The following is an 18325-nucleotide window of genomic DNA, read 5'->3' as shown; positions in this document are numbered from 1 at the left end:
CTCTTCGTCGTCAACCATGTCACACTTGTTCATGAAAACAAGGATGTAAGGAATACCAACCTGGCGACCTAGAAGGATGTGCTCACGAGTCTGTGGCATTGGACCATCAGTTGCAGCAACAACTAGGATACCACCGTCCATTTGCGCAGCACCGGTGATCATGTTTTTAACATAATCGGCGTGTCCTGGGCAGTCTACGTGTGCGTAGTGACGTGTAGGAGTATCGTATTCTACGTGTGAAGTAGAGATAGTGATACCGCGCTCGCGCTCTTCTGGAGCGTTATCGATAGATGCGAAGTCACGTGCAGAACCGCCGTATACTTTAGAAAGTACAGTACAGATTGCTGCAGTTAGAGTGGTTTTACCGTGGTCAACGTGGCCGATAGTACCAACGTTAACGTGCGGTTTCGTACGTTCAAATTTTTCTTTAGACACGATCGTGTTCCTTCCTAGTTATGAGCCGCACCTACCGTCGTAAGTGCGATCAGAAGTTTTTATCAATGCTGGCGAACAATGCCAACATCAAAGCTACTAATCAACTACGCTGTGCGATGATTGAGTCAGCAACATTCTTTGGAACGTCAGCGTATTCGCTGAATTCCATAGAGTAAGATGCGCGGCCCTGAGTCGCTGAACGCAAGTCAGTTGCGTAACCAAACATCTCAGCCAGCGGTACTTGTGCACGAATGATTCTCAAACCAGCAGGACCTTCGTCCATACCAGAAATCAAACCACGGCGGCGGTTCAAGTCACCCACTACATCACCCATCCAGTCTTCTGGAGTGGTGATTTCCACTTTCATCATTGGCTCAAGAATGACAGGTTGTGCTTCAAGCGCACCTTTCTTGAATGCCATAGATGCAGCGATTTTAAACGCCATTTCGTTGGAGTCAACATCATGATAAGAGCCATCGAACAACGTGGCTTTCACGTCGAGTACTGGGTAACCGGCAAGGACACCACTACTCATCTGTTCTTCAATGCCCTTAGCCACTGAACTGATGTACTCTTTTGGTACTGAACCACCAACGATTTCATCAACGAAGACAAAGCCTTCGCCGAGTTCAGATGGCTCCAGTTTGATCCATACATGACCATACTGACCGCGACCACCAGACTGCTTAACGAACTTGCCTTCGACTTCAGCATTTCCACGGATGGTTTCGCGGTATGCCACCTGAGGCTTACCTACGTTACATTCAACGCTGAACTCACGGCGCATGCGATCGACAATGATGTCGAGGTGCAGTTCGCCCATACCTGAGATCAGGGTTTGCCCTGATTCAATGTCAGTTTCAACGCGGAACGATGGATCTTCTGCCGCCAGTTTACCCAGCGCGATACCCATTTTTTCTTGATCAGCTTGTGAGCGAGGCTCTACAGCAATCTGAATTACCGGCTCAGGAAACTCCATGCGCTCAAGAATCACTTTAGATTCTAGTGCACAAAGGGTGTCACCCGTCGTCACGTCTTTCAGACCAATTGCCGCCGCGATGTCACCCGCGCGGATCTCTTTGATCTCTTCGCGTTTATTCGAGTGCATCTGAACGATACGGCCAAAGCGCTCACGCTTTTGCTTCACAGAGTTATAAACTGTGTCGCCAGTATTCACCACACCTGAGTAAACACGCAGGAAGGTTAACGTACCAACAAATGGGTCAGTGGCGATTTTGAATGCTAGTGCTGCGAATGGTTCGTTATCGTCAGCATGACGGTCGATCACATTGCCATCTTCGTCTTCACCATTGATCGCTTTCACGTCAACCGGTGATGGAAGGTATTCAACAACAGCATCTAGCACCGCCTGAACACCTTTGTTCTTAAATGCAGAACCACAAGTTGCCAGTACGATTTCGTTATTTAGTGTGCGTTCACGCAAAGCTTGCTTAATTTCGGCTTCTGTCAATTCCCCGTCTTCGAGGTATTTGTCCATCAGCTCTTCGTTTGCTTCAGCAGCAGCTTCAATTAGATTTTGATGCCACTCTTCAGCCAGCTCTTGCATGTCGGCTGGGATTTCTTCATAACTGAAGGTCATCCCTTGATCAGCTTCGTTCCAGTTAATCGCCTTCATTTTAATCAGGTCGATAACACCACGAAACTCATCTTCTGAACCAATATTCAAATGAATTGGAACAGGATTAGCGCCTAGTCGATCTTTAATTTGATTAACTACGCGTAAAAAATCTGCGCCTGTACGATCCATCTTATTGACGAAAACCATACGAGGAACTTGATATTTGTCGGCTTGACGCCAAACAGTCTCAGACTGAGGTTCTACACCAGAAGAGCCACAGAATACAACGACTGCACCATCCAATACGCGCAGTGAACGTTCAACTTCAATCGTGAAGTCTACGTGTCCAGGGGTATCGATGATATTGATGCGATGCTCAGCGAATTGTGCATCCATACCATGCCAGAAGGTGGTAGTCGCAGCGGATGTGATAGTAATACCACGTTCCTGCTCCTGCTCCATCCAGTCCATGGTTGCGGCACCATCGTGCACTTCACCAATTTTATGAGATAGACCGGTATAAAACAGGATACGCTCTGTTGTTGTAGTTTTACCTGCGTCTACGTGAGCACAAATACCGATGTTACGGTAGCGCTCAATCGGGGTCTTACGAGCCACAGTAGTATCCTCTTACTAAGGTCAACCTTAGAATGTGGTTTAGGCGCGGCAGATGCCGCGCCTAAAAAGGTATTACCAGCGGTAATGAGCAAACGCTTTGTTAGCGTCAGCCATACGGTGAACGTCTTCACGTTTCTTAACCGCAGTACCTTTGTTCTCAGATGCATCTAGCATTTCATTAGCTAGACGCTGAGCCATAGATTTTTCACCACGCTTACGCGCTGCTTCAACCAACCAACGCATAGCAAGTGCGTTACGGCGAACCGGACGAACTTCTACTGGTACTTGGTAAGTTGAACCACCAACACGGCGAGATTTAACCTCTACCGCAGGGCGTACGTTTTCAAGAGCTGTTTCGAACACAGACAGATGCTCTTTACCAGAACGCTCTGCCATGATGTCTAGTGCACCATAAACGATTTTTTCTGCAGTCGACTTTTTACCGTCAACCATTACGATGTTTACAAATTTTGCCAGCAGTTCTGATCCGAACTTAGGATCCGGAAGGATTTTACGCTGACCAATTACGCGACGACGTGGCATGGAATTCTCCGTTGTCTTCTTCAGGTTTTATCCAAAACTTTTCAGTTTTTTCAAAATTACAAATTAATTAGTGTTTGGCCTTACTTAACGGATTCCATTAAGACTTCGGACGTTTCACACCGTACTTAGAACGACCTTGTTTACGGTCGTTAACGCCTGCACAGTCAAGTGCACCACGAACGGTGTGGTAACGCACACCTGGAAGGTCTTTTACACGACCACCGCGGATAAGAACAACACTGTGCTCTTGCAGGTTGTGGCCTTCACCGCCGATGTATGAAGTTACTTCATAACCGTTAGTCAGGCGAACACGGCAAACTTTACGTAGAGCCGAGTTAGGTTTTTTAGGCGTGGTAGTGTAAACACGAGTACAAACACCACGTTTTTGCGGACACGCTTCCAACGCAGGCACGTTGCTTTTTGCAACTTGCTTAACGCGTGGCTTACGTACCAGCTGGTTGATAGTTGCCATTAAATAGCTCCTGATATTACTTACGTATAAGTGTGAAAAATCTATGCCCCACAAAAGTAGGGACGCGAAATTTTAGGCGTCGTCTATTTAGGTGTCAAGATTTATACAACGATCTTTGCATCGCGCAAATTGTAAACGCTGCAATCCTGAACTTTTACGCTAGTCGAAAGAGGCGGAATTCACCATTTCATTTGCGTGACATGCCGTTCGGTTAAAGAAATAAAACCTTTAATATCAATAACCTTAAATGATTTTATAATTTCATCATTTATGCCTCGAGCAACAACATCTTCATGAAGCACATAAATTCGGCGTCCACACGATGTCAGCGCTTGTTGCCACTGTCCGCTGTCAATTGCGGCGATTACAGCGTCTTCGATCAGTAAGATCTCGCTGTTTGGGTCAGAATATCGCAGACAATTGCTCAATGATGACGATGAAAAAGGGGAAGTGCTAACGGTATGAAGCATCATCTGTCCTTAAAACTGAAGTACTTTTGTACACGCAGAAAGTTGCTCTGATATCGTTGCCGATGACACGATATCGGCATCAATCACCAAGGATGAATGACTCAATCCCCGCTCTTTCAATGAAGAGTCACACACATAGATTTCTTCCACATCACATAGAGACAGCATTTTGAATGTAGAGATGTAGTCACGGCAGCCTATTTCATTAGGCCGCTGATTCGCTAACAACTGCATCACCCCGTCACCCACGAAGAATAGCGCGAGGTTTTCGCTATAGTTTGATGTCGCGAGTACGGCATCCAGTCCTTCACGCCCACTGGCAGAACCATGCGGTGCGGAAGAAAAGACAAATCCTAATTTCTTCATGTCTATTCTCTTAAAATTGCACAACACGATCGGCGGTAAGCAGCGCTTCAGATAGCGCACCGAGTCCGGCTTGAGAAAAGCCCGCCGCCATATTCGAGGAAGATAAACCGTGTAACTTAGCTTCATCTTCGCCAATTTGTCCTCGACGAAGCGCTGCTGCGACACAGGTTTCTAACTCAACATCATGCGCTTTCGCCAGTGCTTGCCACGCAGATACCAAATCAAATTCATCATTGGCTGGCACTGTCAGCGACGACGCGTTGGACACACCGTCTTGATAGAAAAAGACTTTCGATAATGTATGCCCTTGTGCCACTAACGCTTCGGCAAAACGATACGCCGTCATCGACGATTGGCGTCCGTATACAGGCGCACTCACAACAATGACATAGTTGAGTGTCATCTTTCTCCGTCCTCACCTTTGCGCTGACGAATATAGAGATACACGGTGTGCTTTGAGATATTGAGGCGGTCCGCAACACGGTTGATAGCATCTTTGATATCAAAAATACCTTTATCAAAAAGCTCCATCACGATCTGGCGATTTTTGGTGTTGTTAGAGACCGATTTGTCCGCGTTGATTTCTTCTATCGTGCGCTCTACCGTTTGGTCGACAAGCTCATCTACGTCGCTCGCAAAGTTAACGGCAGATACCGCCTGACGGGCTTCTTCTGTGGGCATAAAGGCTTGAAGCACTTGAGAGAATGGCGCGTCGAGGTTGATGTTGATACACAACAATCCAATCACTCGATTGTCGCCATTGCGAATGGCTACCGTGATGGATTTCATCAAGGTATTCCCTTTCGCACGCGTGAAATAAGCACGAGAGAAATTACGCTCAGACCCTTCAATATCTCGCAACATGCGCAATGCCAAGTCGGTGATGGGTGAGCCCACCTGACGACCGGTATTTTCACCGTTAGCGATTTTAATGGCTGACGTATTTAAGTCTTCGAGGGAGTGCAGCACGATTTCACAATGTTGACCAATCAATGCTGCCAGACCGTCTACCACGGCTTCATAGGACTTTAGGATAGTGAAGTCTTGCTGTGTGAACGGATTACTTTCGATAAAGTCACTGTCGACGATCACATCTGAATCCAAACTGTCTGTTGATACCACGGCCTGTTTTCCTTCTGTTAGTTTTCGCTCATCAACGGACAAAAGATAAACGAAATCTGCAACATTTAAAATATAGCGACAAGTCTAACAGACTTGGTTCAAAAGATATAAAAACCCCGACATTAGTCGGGGCTTCAAGTATCGCAATGTGATCATCGCAGTCGGCATCACACGATGCCGAGCGAGCAACGCGGATTACTTTTTGATTTCAAGCAACTCAACGTCAAATACCAGCGTTGAGTTCGCTGGGATTGTTGGTGTGTCTTGCGCACCGTAAGCCAATTCTGACGGGATCACGAATTTGAACTTAGAACCCACAGGCATTAGTTGAACACCTTCCGTCCAACCTGGGATCACACGATTAAGCGGGAAAGTGGCTGGTTGGTTACGATCATACGAGCTATCAAACTGCGTACCATCAGTCAGTGTGCCTTTGTAGTGAACAACAACGGTATCTTCCGCGGCAGGCTTATCGCCTTCGCCCATGGTTTCAACCAAATACATTAGGCCAGAATCCGTGGTTGTTACGCCTTCTGTTTTTGCAAATTGAGTGCGGAACTCTTCACCGGCTTTCACTGCTACTGCAGCATTTTCTTGTGCTTGTTTTTGCGCCATTTCAGCAACACGTTGATCCAATGCTTGCAACGCAGCTTGCGCTTCTTCGTCGCTCAGTTTTGATTTATCTGAGAACGCGTCTTGTACGCCTTGTAGAACCAAGTCAGAGCTTAATGACAAACCAATTTCTTGTTGTTGCTCAAGGTTCGCTTTCAGGTATTGCGCCAACGATGCGCCAATCGCGTAGGCAGCTTTATCGTCTTCGGTCGCAAAGGTAACGGTTTCTGCGGCCACTGGCGCTTCTACTTTCGCGGTTTCTTCTTTCGCGTCTTCTTGACAACCGACTGCCAATGCAACGGTTGCCGCTAGCAATGACACTTTAAAAACTGATTTCATTTGTTACTCCGTTGGTGTAAACACCACATTTCTCTTATTCGCTTACGCGAGAACAATGCGAAAGCCCAAAACGATCAATATACTCGACGTTATAGGGGTCCAAGATAAGGAACACAAGGGTGACGCGACAATTCGCCAGCACAATTTGCTTATTTCTGACACTGTTAGCACTTTCTGGATGCTTTCACTCCACCCATGAAGCCCAGCGTTGGACGCTTCAGCCGGATGGCGTGACCAGTTTCAGTCTCAGCCGGGACGGGCGTTTTGCCCTGATGGCATCCACTGAAAATGGCATCGTTCTTTGGGATTTACTCCAAAACAAGCAGCTTGCCGATTTTGGTTATCAGGACCCAAACAAGAACACCGTCACGGCCAGTCAGATCTCCGATAACAATCGTTATGCAATTTCTGCCACTTCCCAAAACTTTGCGGTGTGGGATCTTGCATGGGGACAAGCTGAAGGCTTGTGGTCGATATCAGACGGAATTATCCGTGATGTTGATATCAGTAATAACGGCCAGAAAATCCTGCTCGCGCTGTCTAACGGCAAAGCCTTGTTCGTAGACTTAGGCACAGGAAGACGCTTAGAGTTCCTTGCTCATAAAGATAAAGTGAACAGCGTGTCTCTTGCGCCCAATGGCAAATACGCCATGTCTGGCGGGAATGATCACAATGCATACTTCTGGAGCACGGAAACGGGTCAAATTTTAAATGAATTTGCCCATGAGCATCGTATTACTCGTGTGGAATTACATAGAAGCGGTAAATTTGCCTTTTCGGCAGATGGCGACGATTCTGCCATCATTTGGGACTTGTCCACTGGCGAGCCAATGAGTGAACTCCAGATGTTCCAGCGCCATGCCAACTTCTCAACGGCACGATTTTCAGATGATGGCACCAAGTTAGTCACTGGTACGCCAGGGCGACGCATTGAATACTGGAATACCGCGACCGGAGACAACCTAGGCCGCTGGTTAGCGCAAGAACAACAAAATACTCGGCCGCCAAGCGCTGTGGTGTATGATGTCGCTATTGATCCAACTGGACGCGTTATATCTGGCACCTCCGCGGGTATCGCACAGGCTTGGATAGCGCAGGAAGATTAAAAACATGACCGAATTTGAACAACAGCTACAAAAGCAGATTGAAGATCTTGAAATCAAACAAGCATTTCAAGAACACACCATTGATGAACTCAATGATGCGTTAACTGGCCAACAGAAAACGATTGATCGCATGAACACGCAAATCGCTTTTCTCGTGACCAAACTAAAAGCGATGGAGCCTGCCAACATTGCAAGCATGAACGAAGAAACGCCACCACCGCATTACTAACACATAGGTTCTAGTGCGTAAGTTTCTAGGGCCTAAGGTTCTAGGGCCTAAGCGCCTAGGACCTGAAGTTCCTCATCCGCAAAAATTGCCACTCGCGCATTGCCATCCGCATCCACTGTCGCACGATACATGCCCGCGCAATTCAATTCGAAGTTTACCCTGCCGTTGGCATCAATCGCGATCACGCCGCCTTCACCACCTAGGGTGAGGAAGTCGCCATGAACAACATCACGACACGCCTGCTCAATACTCGCATTCCCATACTGCATTCGCCCTGCAATATCGCCTGCCACCGTGCAACGCATCAATAGTTCGCCCATACCTGTGGCTGATACCGCTACATTACCGTTACGGGCATAATTCCCACCGCCGACAATAGGTGTGTCGCCAACCCGTCCCCAACGCTTGTTGGTTAAGCCACCTGTGCTGGTCGCCGCCGCCAAGTTACCATACTGATCCAACGCCACCGCACCAACCGTCCCGTGTTTCTTTTCATCGGGGTAGCGGGCTTCTGACAGTGCAACACCACCCGTTTTCTTCATCGCACGCAGTTCTTTGTATCGACGATCTGTGAAGAAGTAATCCTGCTCGGTGTATTCATAGGCGCATTCTTTGAAGGCAAACGTCTCTGCACCTTCACCCGCCAGCATCGCATGTGGGCTTTTTTGCATCACGTCGCGAGCCAGTTGTATCGGGTTTTTAATATGGCGAATCAAGGTCACTGCGCCAGCACCGAGGTCTTGCCCATCCATCACACAGGCATCCATTTCTACGGTTTCGTCATAAGTCAGCACTGATCCCTTTCCGGCGTTAAAAAGGGGACTGTCTTCCATCACAGTGACGGCGGCCACCGTTGCATCAACCGCATTGCCACCAGCAACAAGCACGGCATGACCTGCAAGGACAGACTGCGCTAATGCTTGGCGATAGGCCTTTTCAAGCTCCGGTGTCATCAAACTACGAACAATGGTTCCTGCGCCGCCGTGAATAGCGATCGATAATGGGTGAGACATGGCGATTCCTTCGTTAACGATTACTGATTACTGATTACTGATTACTGCAAGTGTTAAATGGTTCTTCGTTCAGTGTAAAGCGCTTAGCTTTTCCTAGGATCTTCTTTTCCCACGACCTAAGTCCTGACCCCAAACCAAAAAACAAAAAGCGCCGCTCGATTTCTCGAACAGCGCTTTGTCAGTCAGACGCTCAAAGCGTCTAGCAGAATACGATTAGTGAGAGCCGCAACCGCCGCCGCCACAACATTCGTGGTCGTCGCCTTTGTCTTCGCCACCACAGCAACCACCTTCGTGGTCATGGTCGTGATGACCGCCACAACCGCCAGCTTGGTGGATGTGACCGTGCTCGATCTCTTCTTCTGTTGCTGCGCGAAGCTCTACCACTTCAACGTTAAACGTCAGAGTTTGGCCAGCCAGCATGTGGTTACCGTCAACAACCACTTCGTCGCCGTCAACTTCAGTCACTTCAACAGGGATTGGACCTTGGTCAGTATCCGCAAGGAAGCGCATACCTACAGTGATTTCGTCAACGCCTTGGAATACGTCAGCAGGAACACGTTGAACCATTTCGTCCATGTGCTCGCCGTATGCATCTTCCGGTGCAACTGTCACTTCAAATACTTCACCTACTTCACGGCCTTCCAGCGCGTTTTCTAGGCCAATGATCAGGTTGTCGTGACCTTGAAGGTACTGCAATGGGTTCGCTTGGGTTGACTCATCAACCACGATACCATCTTCATTTTTCACTTGGTAAGCAATGCTTACTACCACGTCTTTAGTGACTTTCATCTTTACTCCGGAAGCGGTTATTTAAGTCTGGGTGCTGCCATCGCGAGTTTGCATTATGGCCACCTGCTTATTTCGGCGCCGATAATACATAAATCTTCTCGCTACGACTATCACTGCGGTTTAAATATCCCTATCACTTGCGCATCCTGCTGTTTGGGTGCGGACTCAGAATCTTCCGATGCCACGGGTGAACGGCGGTCAGTATGACCACATTTCACACACTCTACCACTTCTACGTGGTGCTCTTGCCACCAGCGCATCGTGTCACCTTCTTTACATGATGGGCACGTGGCGCCAGCGATAAAACGTTTCTTAGTCATGTCAGTCCTTGTACGTATTTCATCAACCACTCCGCTCAATACTCGCGTTCGTCTCGCCGTATTGAGCGATTGATATTATTCCCGATTCCAGCTTTGGTGTCGCTCTGTGTCCCCTTTCATTTCGAGGTCAAACAACTCTTCCAGCTCCAAACGGGCTTCTTTTGTTCTAGACGCTGCCGATACATCCTCACTATGGTGAGGCTGCATTTCATGTAAGCGCATCTCATCTAGCTTGCGGAAAAAGGCTTCCGCCCGTTTCGCTTTGTACGGGTGCATCCCTAAAGCGATCAATGTTTGCTTACCTAAATCCAATGCACTTAAAAAAGTCTCACGCGAGAAACCCTCAACATTGAGACCCAGCAGTTGATTGGCTTCAACGCGGCTTCGTGCTCGTGCCAACACCTTTAAGTTCGGAAAATGATGCTGACACAACGAGACAATTTCGATGACCTCTTCTGGCGAGTCGGCACACACAATAATGGCCTCTGCGGTGGCAGCGCCAGCGGCTCGCAATAAGTCCAATTGCGTTGCATCTCCGTAATACACCTTGTAGCCAAACTGACGCAACAGCGCGATTTGAGATGGGTCACGCTCCAAAATCGTCAGCTTAATTTTATTGGCAAACAGTAAGCGCCCAACCACCTGACCAAATCGACCAAATCCGGTAATGATCACGCGACCACCATCATGGTCAAACTGCTCATTTTCCGGCAAAGATGCATCTGCATTAATGGTGCGAGCAAACCATTTGGTTTGCAGCATTAGCAGTATCGGCGTCGTCATCATAGACAGGCTCACGACCACTAACATGAACGCATTCAAGTCAGGGTCAAGAAGCCCTTCCCCACGCGCTGCAGTGAACAATACAAACGCAAACTCGCCACCTTGACTGAGAAGTAGCGCCACCTGACTGCGTGATTTGGCACTCCCGCCAAAGGATCTAACCAACGCATAGATGATGGCGACTTTCACGCCAATCAAGGCAATCACAGCACTGATTATCTCAAGCGGGTATTCCAGCAACAGCCCCAAATCAACGGCCATGCCTACGGCGATGAAAAACAGCCCCAACAACAATCCTTTGAACGGTTCAATCGCGATTTCTAACTCATGGCGATATTCACTTTCTGCCAAAAGCACACCCGCAAGGAAAGTGCCTAATGCCATCGATAACCCTAACGCTTGCATGCCAAGTGCAATACCGATCACCAGTAGCAATGCGGCAACTGTGAACATCTCTTTGACGCGGCTCATCACGACCCAGCGAAGCAGTGGACGCAAAAGGTAATGACCGCCCACCAGGAGCGTGATCACTGCGCCTAACATGATACCGACGTCTAACCAGCTTCCGCCCGCGCCACCCGCCAAGGCAGGTAGCACTGCCAGCATAGGTATCACTGCGATATCCTGAAACAGCAATACCGCAAAGGCAGATTGCCCTGCTTCACTGCGCATTAAGCGTTGTTCTTCGATAATTCGCATGGCGATAGCGGTTGATGACAACGCCAAGCCCATCCCCACAACAAGGGCATCGACCTTGGACGCGCCAAACAACATGACAACGACACCAATCACCACCGCACTGATCAGTACCTGGCTGCCCCCCAGCCCTAATATGGGTTTGCGCATTTGCATTAGTTTTTTGGGGTTAAGCTCAAGGCCAATCAAGAACAGCAGCAGCACAACACCGAGTTCAGCAAAGTGAAGAATGGCCTCAACGTCACTGATAAGCCCCAAACCCCAAGGGCCAATCACCACACCGGCAAGCAAATAACCCAAGACAGAACCAATCCCAAGACGCTGAGCGAGAGGTACCGCAATCACTGCGGCTGCAAGAAAAATGAGGGCGTCGAGAAGAAAGTTATGCTCCATTACACCACCTCCGAAACAGGGTGGCACAACCAATCCGCATACAACTCCGCGTGGGCGTTTCTGTCATCATCAGTGATGCGACGCGCCCAGTGCAGAATCAGCGGTTCAACCCAGCGCATTTGGCACAAGAGCGCCGTCAGCTCGAAAGGCTGCAACAGTTCTTCCATGCTGTATTTGTTATAACCCGTTTGGCTAAAGGCTTCCGCTGCGCCCCCCGTCGTCACCACAAAGCGACAGGTTTTCCCTGCCAGCGCATTACCACCGCCATGAGCAAAGCCCTTGCCAAGCACGACATCAATCCACTCTTTCAGTAAAGACGGACAGGAATACATTTGAAGAGGGTGTTGAAACACAATCACATCATGGGCAAGAAGCAGTTCACGTTCGTAGTGAACATCGATAATGAAATCGGGGTAAGTGGCGTAGAGATCGTGAATAGTCACATGCTCGTGCTGGCGAGCGGTATCAATCATGCGCTTATTTGCCACTGACTCATAAGGGTCTGGGTGGGCAAATATGATCAATACTTTTGATCGAAAAAGTGACGTCGTCTTGTTTTCCATTTTGCAGCAAATTCCTTTATCACTGTGGAGCATCAGCATCTAACAAGCAAAAAGCATCTCGAGATAGCTCGGACATAACATAATATTTTTTATTGTCTTTTTATGATGACACAAATCACCCGATCATGAGTGGTACTCATTATTGTTTCCACCATACGGTAAATACCGCCACTTTTCACGACCTGAGACTAGGACAAATCCGTCAAAAGCCCCCTACACTCTCGATTTACCCTCCGTCCGACATATCGCATCTTAAGTAAACGACTGGCCTGTGGTATAACTGCGCCAGAATTTTTATCTCCAAAGCATGCGGCTGGGGCCGCCAGTAGTCATGATCACAATTTCTGATATTCAGCTTCTTCGCGGCGGAAAACCGTTACTTAATCAAGCTTCTGCCACGATTCACCCCGGCGACAAAGTCGGTCTGGTGGGTAAAAATGGCTGCGGTAAATCAACCTTATTTGCGCTATTGAAAGACGAATTGTCACTCGATGCCGGCAGCTGCAACTTCCCAAGCGGCTGGGAGTTAGCGTGGGTGGCACAAGAAACCCCTGCGTTAGAACGTGAAGCGATTGAATATGTCATTGATGGCGATCGCGAATACCGCGCATTGGAAGCATCTCTTCGTCATGCAGAAACCATCGACGATGGGCACAAGGTCGCCGTACTCCACGACAAGATTGATGCCGTTGGCGGTTACAGCATTCGAGCTCGCGCCGCAGAATTGCTTGATGGCCTGGGGTTTAGCCAAGAGCAGATGCAATGGAACCTGACGCAGTTTTCGGGCGGTTGGCGTATGCGCCTTAACCTCGCACAAGCGCTGCTTTGTCGTTCTGACCTATTGCTACTCGATGAACCAACCAACCACTTAGACCTCGATGCGGTGATGTGGCTTGAGAAGTGGCTGCAAAATTACCGTGGCACCTTGCTGTTGATTTCCCATGACCGTGATTTCCTTGACCCTGTGGTCAGTCGCATCGTGCATGTCGAAAATCAGTTACTCAATGAATACACGGGTAACTACTCCGCATTTGAAAGCATGCGCGCTGAAAAGCTCATGCTGCAACAATCGATGTATCAGAAACAGCAAAAGCAAATGACGCACATGCAGTCATACATCGACCGCTTCCGCTATAAAGCGAGCAAAGCACGTCAGGCACAAAGCCGAATCAAAGCACTTGAGCGCATGGAGAAAGTACTACCAGCCCAATTCGATAACCCATTCAGTTTTGAGTTTCGCGAGCCAAGCGCGCTGCCTAACCCTATCCTAATGATGAAAGATGTGGCGGCAGGCTATCCGAACAAGCTGATACTGGAAAAAATCCACCTTAACTTGGTTCCCGGCAGCCGCATCGGCTTGCTAGGTCGCAACGGCGCAGGTAAATCAACACTGATCAAATTGCTATCGGGAGATTTGCAGGCACAAGCTGGCGAGCTTCAGTATTCGCAAGGGGTGAAAATTGGCTACTTCGCCCAGCATCAGCTGGAAACTCTGCGCACCGATGAGACGCCGTTACAGCACATGATGCGCCTCGCGCCCAAATCGACTGAGCAACAGCTTCGCGATTACCTTGGTAGTTTTGGTTTTGTGGGTGAAAAAGCGCTAGATATCATTGGCCCATTCTCTGGTGGTGAAAAAGCGCGTCTCGTACTGGCACTCATTGTTTGGCAAAAGCCCAACCTGCTGTTACTTGATGAACCAACCAACCACTTAGACTTGGATATGCGCTCAGCGCTGACATTGGCACTACAATCATTTGAAGGTGCCATGGTTATTGTCAGCCACGACCGTTATTTGTTGCGAGCGACAACCGACGATTTGTATCTGGTTCATGACCATCAAGTGTCCCAGTTCAATGGCGACCTGAATGACTACCATCAGTGGTTGACCGAACAACAACGTGCAGAGCGTCGACAAGAGCAAGCGGACAACGCCAAAGCCGCTGGGACTAACACCCAAGTCTCACGTAAAGAGCAAAAGCGCCTCGAAGCCGAATTTCGTAAAGAGACCGCGCCACTTCGCAAGAAAATTGACGCGCTGGACACAAAACTCGAAACCTTCTCTGCCACAATCGCAGACGTAGAATCAGCATTGTCGGAGCCTTCTATCTATGAAGCTGCTAACAAAGATAAACTGACTGAGTTACTGCGCAAACAAGCCGATGCAAAATCGTCATTGGAAGAGGTGGAATTGGAATGGATGGATCTTCAGGAACAACTGGAAGCGATGGAAACCGCGTTCCAAAACCGCTAAAAAACAATGCCACGGCCGATGGGCTGTGGCAGTTTTGCCTGCATCACTATAGTCAGCAGGAAGTGAAACATGCCTGTTTGAAGCTGCAAGACCACTACAAAGGCAACGTCAATCTGGCGTTGCTATTGGCATGGTTAGAAGATGCGGGGTTCTCACTGACAGGCACATCATTGACAGCCTTACGCCAATCTCTGATCCCATCGGAAACCCTGCTCAACCGCTATCGCGTCATGCGACGTGATTTAAAACCCCAGCTCTCTCGCGGTGCCTATCAAAAGATGCTGAATTACGAACTCACGCTAGAAAAGTTCCAGCAACAGGCGCTGTTAGCATGCATCAATCAGCAGCCTTGGCGAGACAGTGGCCCTTCTGCGCTTCAATTGTATTGCACACAACTTGATGCCTCTTCACGGTACTTGTATCCAACGCTGACCAAAGGCTTGCATGGACTTGCTGACTCGAGATAACACCACATTAGCCTCAGTTCATTTCCCCCTTCGTGATGCCCTTAAGCCCAAATGAAAAACAAACACGACGCCGTCAACATACCCATCACACGATTGAATATGACCCAGCTTCTGTCCGACGACAGTACCTTGCCTACCCAAACGCCAAAGCCAGCCCAAATCGAAGTCAGAGATAAACCAACCACCAAAAAAGTGATGACAATCACTAGCGAAGACAGCCAGTAGTCCCCACCAGACAGCGTAAAGGTTCCCACCGCACTGACCGCCATTGCCCATGCTTTCGGATTCACGTATTGGAATAAGGCCCCTTCTAATAACGTCATTGGACGACGATCAGACGACGTATTTTTTGACGGCGCACCCGCGATGGCAATACGCCAAGCGAGGTAAAGCAAATATGCACTGGCCATCAGTTTCATCCCCTCCTGCACCCAAGGATAAATTTGAAACACCGCGCCAAGTCCGGCCGCCACCACGCCGATCAACGAAGCAACCCCAAGGGAGATACCAATCAGGTGCGGTACCGTGCGTTTGAAGCCAAAATTCGCCCCAGATGCCGTCAGCATCATATTATTGGGACCAGGCGTGCCCGTCATCGTCGCGGCAAATAGTGCCAGTGTTACTAAAAAAGATAGTTCCATCATGAATTGTCTCCCCGCTCACATTGTATCGATACAATTCACATCAAAAGTTGAAATGACCGCACTTACTGTTCAAAATTCACGCTAACAGGGATCGAAAAGCGGATCAAAAGGTTTATTGTCACCATGACAATCATGAATATTGTATTAGAGAAAGACGGCACGCCGATTTATCGCCAAATCGCAGATGCCATTGCCACTAAAACACAAAGTAATGAGCTCCCCGCAGGCAGCAAGCTGCCCACGCATCGTGCGCTCGCTGATGCATTGTCTGTTACGGTGGGAACCATCACTCGTGCCTATGCTGAGGCAGAGCGACGCGGTATTGTCGAAGCGAAGGTCGGTGCGGGCACTTATGTGTGTCAAAACGACAAACCGCGATGGACGTTCGCCAGCCCAGAACGCCCGGGGATCACCAGCTTTGGCTACAATGTGCCCCCAGCAATCAACCGTGCCGATTTATTTTCCGATGCGTTACAACAACTCGCCGATCACCCCAATGAATTGAACAACCTGATGTTGTATCAGCCGCCATCCGGTATTGTGCGCCATCGTGAAATCCTGTCGCAGTGGCTGGCGCAACACAATGTCATCACCGACATCAATCGCTTGTTGTATTGCTCAGGGGCACAGAATGCCATGCAGCTTTGCATGCTCACGCTCTGTCGTGCCGGCGATACCATTTTGGCGGATAAATTTACCTACCCCGGTTTAATGAGCCTTGCCCGTCAATTGCAGCTCACCGTTAAGCCTGTTGATATGGATGACGAAGGCATGCTGCCAGAGTCACTGAGCGCCGCCTGTCAGCAATATCAGCCTCGTTTCGTCTACCTCACGCCCACGTTGCAAAACCCAACGTCTGCCATCATGAGCGAATCACGCCGACACGCGATGATTGAGGTTTGCCAAGCACAGAAACTGGTGATTGTGGAAGATGATGTGAACGGACTCCTGCCCATTGAACGCCCGCAACCTATGGTGAACCTCGCGCCGGATGACGTGATATATATCGGTGGCCTCGCGAAGACATTAGCCCCCGGATTGCGACTGGGCTTTCTGCATTTGCCAGAGCGCTACTATCCGCAATTTGTGAATGCGCTACAAAACCACAGTTGGATGATTAGCCCCCTGCTCACCGCAATGGCTGCCATCTTGCTGGAAAACGGCGGCGCTAATCAGATTTTGCAGACCATACGCCAAGAAATGGAACAACGATGGGAAGTACTAACACACCATCTTGGAGAGGCCAATCTTCGCTTTCATCCTAACGGTTTCCATGGCTGGCTGCGTTTGCCAGACGAGTGGTCACTCAGCGAATTTCTCTCGGCATGCAAGACACAAGGGCTGGAGATTAAATCGTCTGAACTGTTTGTTCCCGCGGGCTATTCTGCTCCTCCTTGTGTTCGGTTAGCCGTCAGTGCGCCCCCCACCCGAGAAGCACTGGAATTTGGCAGTCAACAATTAGCACAACTGCTTGCCAACCCGCCGATATCAGAATTTGCGATATGAGCATGCAATCCATGAATGAGAATTTTGAACCGATGAAATGGGGGAGCAACCCTCACGTACAAACCCTGCTACCCCGCTTCATCAGAAGAAAAGCCGTGTTTGAACCGATATGGCAACGCCTCGATACACCCGACGGTGATTTCCTTGATATTTGCTGGACTGAACCACCAGAGAAAGCACAAGGAAAGCCAGTCGTCGTGTTATTCCACGGCCTTGCTGGGTGTTTCTATAGCCCTTACGCCAACGGATTACTTAACGCCTTCAAACAGAAAGGCTGGCTGGGCGTGATGATGCACTTTCGGGGTTGTAGCGGTTTGATTAACCGCCAAGCTCGCAGCTATCACTCAGGGGAAACCAGCGATGCGCGTTTTGTGTTGGAATATATTCAACAGCGCTTTCCCGATGTTCCCCGACTGGCAACTGGGGTGTCGTTGGGCGGAAATATGTTGGTTCGGTACCTTGCAGAGTTTAATCACGACCCACTCATACAAGCCGGTTGCGTGATCAGCCCTCCGCTTGATTTAGGTGCCTGCTCATCGCGTATTCAACAAGGCTTTTCACAGGTCTATCAGGCGTATTTACTGCGTTCCATGAACCGAACACTCACCAACAAGCTTCAGCGTCACCCTCAAATTGGTCACTGGACATCGGGTCAAAAAGTGAAGATCTCCACCCTGTATCAATTTGATGAAACAGTGACAGCACCACTCAATGCATTTGATAGTGCAGAAGATTACTACCAGCGATGTAGCGGATTGTCGGTGCTCCAAGACATTGCGACACCGCTAAAAGTGATCCATGCTAAAGATGACCCATTTATGACACAGGCAGTTATACCAACAGAACCATTGCCGGATAACATCGACTATCACTTAACCGAGTTCGGTGGTCATGTCGGGTTTGTGTCAGGCACGCTCAAACAGCCAGAGTTTTGGCTTGAGAAAGAAGTGCCACGCTGGTTAGCCCTGCACATAGAATAATTCGACCAAGCAGGGCGAGAGAGGTG

At 49.0% G+C, this 18325-nt stretch carries 21 protein-coding genes; 6 read left to right on the top strand and 15 right to left on the bottom strand.

Annotated features, from left to right (window positions below; translation table 11 throughout):
- From Q365_RS0125035 to fkpA, 9 genes are all read right to left on the bottom strand, one after another.
- Positions 1-435, bottom strand: a 435-nt coding sequence (locus Q365_RS0125035; RefSeq protein WP_028025943.1) for a GTP-binding protein, incomplete at its 3' end; no start/stop codon positions are given.
- Positions 436-535: 100 nt separating this feature from the next.
- Positions 536-2632, bottom strand: coding sequence for an elongation factor G (fusA, locus tag Q365_RS0125030; RefSeq protein WP_028025942.1), 2097 nt, complete (start codon positions 2630-2632; stop codon positions 536-538).
- A 72-nt stretch (positions 2633-2704) separates the two neighbouring features.
- Positions 2705-3175, bottom strand: a complete 471-nt coding sequence (gene rpsG, locus Q365_RS0125025) for a 30S ribosomal protein S7 (protein WP_028025941.1) — start codon at positions 3173-3175, stop codon at positions 2705-2707.
- Positions 3176-3272: 97 nt separating this feature from the next.
- Entirely contained in the window at positions 3273-3647 is a 375-nt protein-coding gene (rpsL, locus tag Q365_RS0125020) for a 30S ribosomal protein S12 (protein WP_028025940.1), read from the bottom strand.
- Positions 3648-3826: 179 nt separating this feature from the next.
- Positions 3827-4117: a sulfurtransferase complex subunit TusB gene (tusB, locus tag Q365_RS0125015; RefSeq protein WP_028025939.1), complete on the bottom strand. Its 291-nt coding sequence runs from the start codon at positions 4115-4117 to the stop codon at positions 3827-3829.
- A 9-nt stretch (positions 4118-4126) separates the two neighbouring features.
- Positions 4127-4483: a sulfurtransferase complex subunit TusC gene (gene tusC / locus Q365_RS0125010; RefSeq protein ID WP_028025938.1), complete on the bottom strand. Its 357-nt coding sequence runs from the start codon at positions 4481-4483 to the stop codon at positions 4127-4129.
- A 10-nt stretch (positions 4484-4493) separates the two neighbouring features.
- On the bottom strand, positions 4494-4886 hold the full coding sequence (gene tusD / locus Q365_RS0125005; RefSeq protein ID WP_028025937.1) for a sulfurtransferase complex subunit TusD: 393 nt from the start codon (positions 4884-4886) through the stop codon (positions 4494-4496).
- Positions 4883-5605 carry a helix-turn-helix transcriptional regulator gene (locus tag Q365_RS0125000; RefSeq protein ID WP_028025936.1) on the bottom strand — a complete coding sequence of 241 codons (723 nt, stop codon included), beginning with the start codon at positions 5603-5605 and terminating at the stop codon, positions 4883-4885. The genes tusD and Q365_RS0125000 overlap by 4 nt, the downstream gene beginning before the upstream one ends.
- A 195-nt stretch (positions 5606-5800) precedes the next feature.
- Entirely contained in the window at positions 5801-6556 is a 756-nt protein-coding gene (fkpA, locus tag Q365_RS0124995) for an FKBP-type peptidyl-prolyl cis-trans isomerase (RefSeq protein ID WP_028025935.1), read from the bottom strand.
- A 119-nt stretch (positions 6557-6675) separates the two neighbouring features.
- Between fkpA and Q365_RS0124990 the strand changes: the two genes are divergently transcribed.
- Together Q365_RS0124990 and Q365_RS0124985 are read left to right on the top strand one after the other, a co-directional pair.
- Complete coding sequence (locus tag Q365_RS0124990; protein WP_028025934.1) at positions 6676-7662, top strand: WD40 repeat domain-containing protein; 987 nt, start codon at positions 6676-6678, stop codon at positions 7660-7662.
- Between the two features lie 4 nt (positions 7663-7666).
- On the top strand, positions 7667-7891 hold the full coding sequence (locus Q365_RS0124985) for a SlyX family protein (protein WP_028025933.1): 225 nt from the start codon (positions 7667-7669) through the stop codon (positions 7889-7891).
- Positions 7892-7938: 47 nt separating this feature from the next.
- On the opposite strand, the gene Q365_RS0124980 is transcribed toward Q365_RS0124985, so the two are convergent.
- From Q365_RS0124980 to kefG, 5 genes are all read right to left on the bottom strand, one after another.
- Positions 7939-8904 (bottom strand): isoaspartyl peptidase/L-asparaginase family protein, encoded by a 966-nt coding sequence (locus tag Q365_RS0124980; RefSeq protein ID WP_028025932.1) that lies wholly within the window; start codon positions 8902-8904, stop codon positions 7939-7941.
- A 213-nt stretch (positions 8905-9117) separates the two neighbouring features.
- Positions 9118-9693, bottom strand: a complete 576-nt coding sequence (gene slyD, locus Q365_RS0124975; RefSeq protein ID WP_028025931.1) for a peptidylprolyl isomerase — start codon at positions 9691-9693, stop codon at positions 9118-9120.
- A 110-nt stretch (positions 9694-9803) separates the two neighbouring features.
- Positions 9804-10013 carry a YheV family putative zinc ribbon protein gene (locus tag Q365_RS0124970; protein ID WP_028025930.1) on the bottom strand — a complete coding sequence of 70 codons (210 nt, stop codon included), beginning with the start codon at positions 10011-10013 and terminating at the stop codon, positions 9804-9806.
- A 75-nt stretch (positions 10014-10088) separates the two neighbouring features.
- A complete protein-coding gene (kefB, locus tag Q365_RS0124965; protein WP_028025929.1) occupies positions 10089-11885 on the bottom strand; it encodes a glutathione-regulated potassium-efflux system protein KefB in 1797 nt (598 codons plus the stop codon).
- A complete protein-coding gene (kefG, locus tag Q365_RS0124960) occupies positions 11885-12448 on the bottom strand; it encodes a glutathione-regulated potassium-efflux system ancillary protein KefG (protein WP_028025928.1) in 564 nt (187 codons plus the stop codon). The genes kefB and kefG overlap by 1 nt, the downstream gene beginning before the upstream one ends.
- Before the next feature lie 331 nt (positions 12449-12779).
- Between kefG and Q365_RS0124955 the strand changes: the two genes are divergently transcribed.
- Positions 12780-14702 (top strand): ABC transporter ATP-binding protein, encoded by a 1923-nt coding sequence (locus tag Q365_RS0124955; protein WP_028025927.1) that lies wholly within the window; start codon positions 12780-12782, stop codon positions 14700-14702.
- Positions 14645-15169 carry a TIGR02444 family protein gene (locus tag Q365_RS0124950; protein WP_081796397.1) on the top strand — a complete coding sequence of 175 codons (525 nt, stop codon included), beginning with the start codon at positions 14645-14647 and terminating at the stop codon, positions 15167-15169. Before Q365_RS0124955 ends, Q365_RS0124950 begins: the two co-directional genes overlap by 58 nt.
- 41 nt (positions 15170-15210) lie before the next feature.
- Here the strand turns inward: Q365_RS0124950 and Q365_RS0124945 are convergent, their stop codons facing one another.
- Positions 15211-15813, bottom strand: coding sequence for a LysE family translocator (locus Q365_RS0124945; RefSeq protein WP_028025925.1), 603 nt, complete (start codon positions 15811-15813; stop codon positions 15211-15213).
- A gap of 123 nt (positions 15814-15936) precedes the next feature.
- On the opposite strand from Q365_RS0124945, the gene Q365_RS0124940 reads away from it, so the two are divergent.
- Both Q365_RS0124940 and Q365_RS0124935 read left to right on the top strand, forming a co-directional pair.
- A complete protein-coding gene (locus Q365_RS0124940; RefSeq protein WP_028025924.1) occupies positions 15937-17319 on the top strand; it encodes an aminotransferase-like domain-containing protein in 1383 nt (460 codons plus the stop codon).
- A gap of 11 nt (positions 17320-17330) precedes the next feature.
- Positions 17331-18299, top strand: coding sequence for a hydrolase (locus Q365_RS0124935; protein WP_035025805.1), 969 nt, complete (start codon positions 17331-17333; stop codon positions 18297-18299).
- Positions 18300-18325: the final 26 nt, after the last annotated feature.

This window comes from Enterovibrio calviensis DSM 14347 (genome assembly GCF_000621165.1).
GTDB classification, from domain to species: domain Bacteria; phylum Pseudomonadota; class Gammaproteobacteria; order Enterobacterales; family Vibrionaceae; genus Enterovibrio; species Enterovibrio calviensis.
This window is presented reverse-complemented; position numbering and strand designations above follow the sequence as displayed.

What these genes read in the sequence shown, in the direction of transcription:
- rpsG (WP_028025941.1), bottom strand. Translation starts at nt 3,175, where the DNA reads ATGCCACGTCGTCGCGTAATTGGTCAGCGTAAAATCCTTCCGGATCCT.
- rpsL (WP_028025940.1), bottom strand. Translation starts at nt 3,647, where the DNA reads ATGGCAACTATCAACCAGCTGGTACGTAAGCCACGCGTTAAGCAAGTT.
- tusB (WP_028025939.1), bottom strand. Translation starts at nt 4,117, where the DNA reads ATGCTTCATACCGTTAGCACTTCCCCTTTTTCATCGTCATCATTGAGC.
- tusC (WP_028025938.1), bottom strand. Translation starts at nt 4,483, where the DNA reads ATGAAGAAATTAGGATTTGTCTTTTCTTCCGCACCGCATGGTTCTGCC.
- tusD (WP_028025937.1), bottom strand. Translation starts at nt 4,886, where the DNA reads ATGACACTCAACTATGTCATTGTTGTGAGTGCGCCTGTATACGGACGC.
- fkpA (WP_028025935.1), bottom strand. Translation starts at nt 6,556, where the DNA reads ATGAAATCAGTTTTTAAAGTGTCATTGCTAGCGGCAACCGTTGCATTG.
- Q365_RS0124985 (WP_028025933.1), top strand. Translation starts at nt 7,667, where the DNA reads ATGACCGAATTTGAACAACAGCTACAAAAGCAGATTGAAGATCTTGAA.
- Q365_RS0124980 (WP_028025932.1), bottom strand. Translation starts at nt 8,904, where the DNA reads ATGTCTCACCCATTATCGATCGCTATTCACGGCGGCGCAGGAACCATT.
- slyD (WP_028025931.1), bottom strand. Translation starts at nt 9,693, where the DNA reads ATGAAAGTCACTAAAGACGTGGTAGTAAGCATTGCTTACCAAGTGAAA.
- Q365_RS0124970 (WP_028025930.1), bottom strand. Translation starts at nt 10,013, where the DNA reads ATGACTAAGAAACGTTTTATCGCTGGCGCCACGTGCCCATCATGTAAA.
- kefB (WP_028025929.1), bottom strand. Translation starts at nt 11,885, where the DNA reads ATGGAGCATAACTTTCTTCTCGACGCCCTCATTTTTCTTGCAGCCGCA.
- kefG (WP_028025928.1), bottom strand. Translation starts at nt 12,448, where the DNA reads ATGGAAAACAAGACGACGTCACTTTTTCGATCAAAAGTATTGATCATA.
- Q365_RS0124955 (WP_028025927.1), top strand. Translation starts at nt 12,780, where the DNA reads ATGATCACAATTTCTGATATTCAGCTTCTTCGCGGCGGAAAACCGTTA.
- Q365_RS0124950 (WP_081796397.1), top strand. Translation starts at nt 14,645, where the DNA reads ATGGATGGATCTTCAGGAACAACTGGAAGCGATGGAAACCGCGTTCCA.
- Q365_RS0124945 (WP_028025925.1), bottom strand. Translation starts at nt 15,813, where the DNA reads ATGATGGAACTATCTTTTTTAGTAACACTGGCACTATTTGCCGCGACG.
- Q365_RS0124940 (WP_028025924.1), top strand. Translation starts at nt 15,937, where the DNA reads ATGACAATCATGAATATTGTATTAGAGAAAGACGGCACGCCGATTTAT.
- Q365_RS0124935 (WP_035025805.1), top strand. Translation starts at nt 17,331, where the DNA reads ATGAATGAGAATTTTGAACCGATGAAATGGGGGAGCAACCCTCACGTA.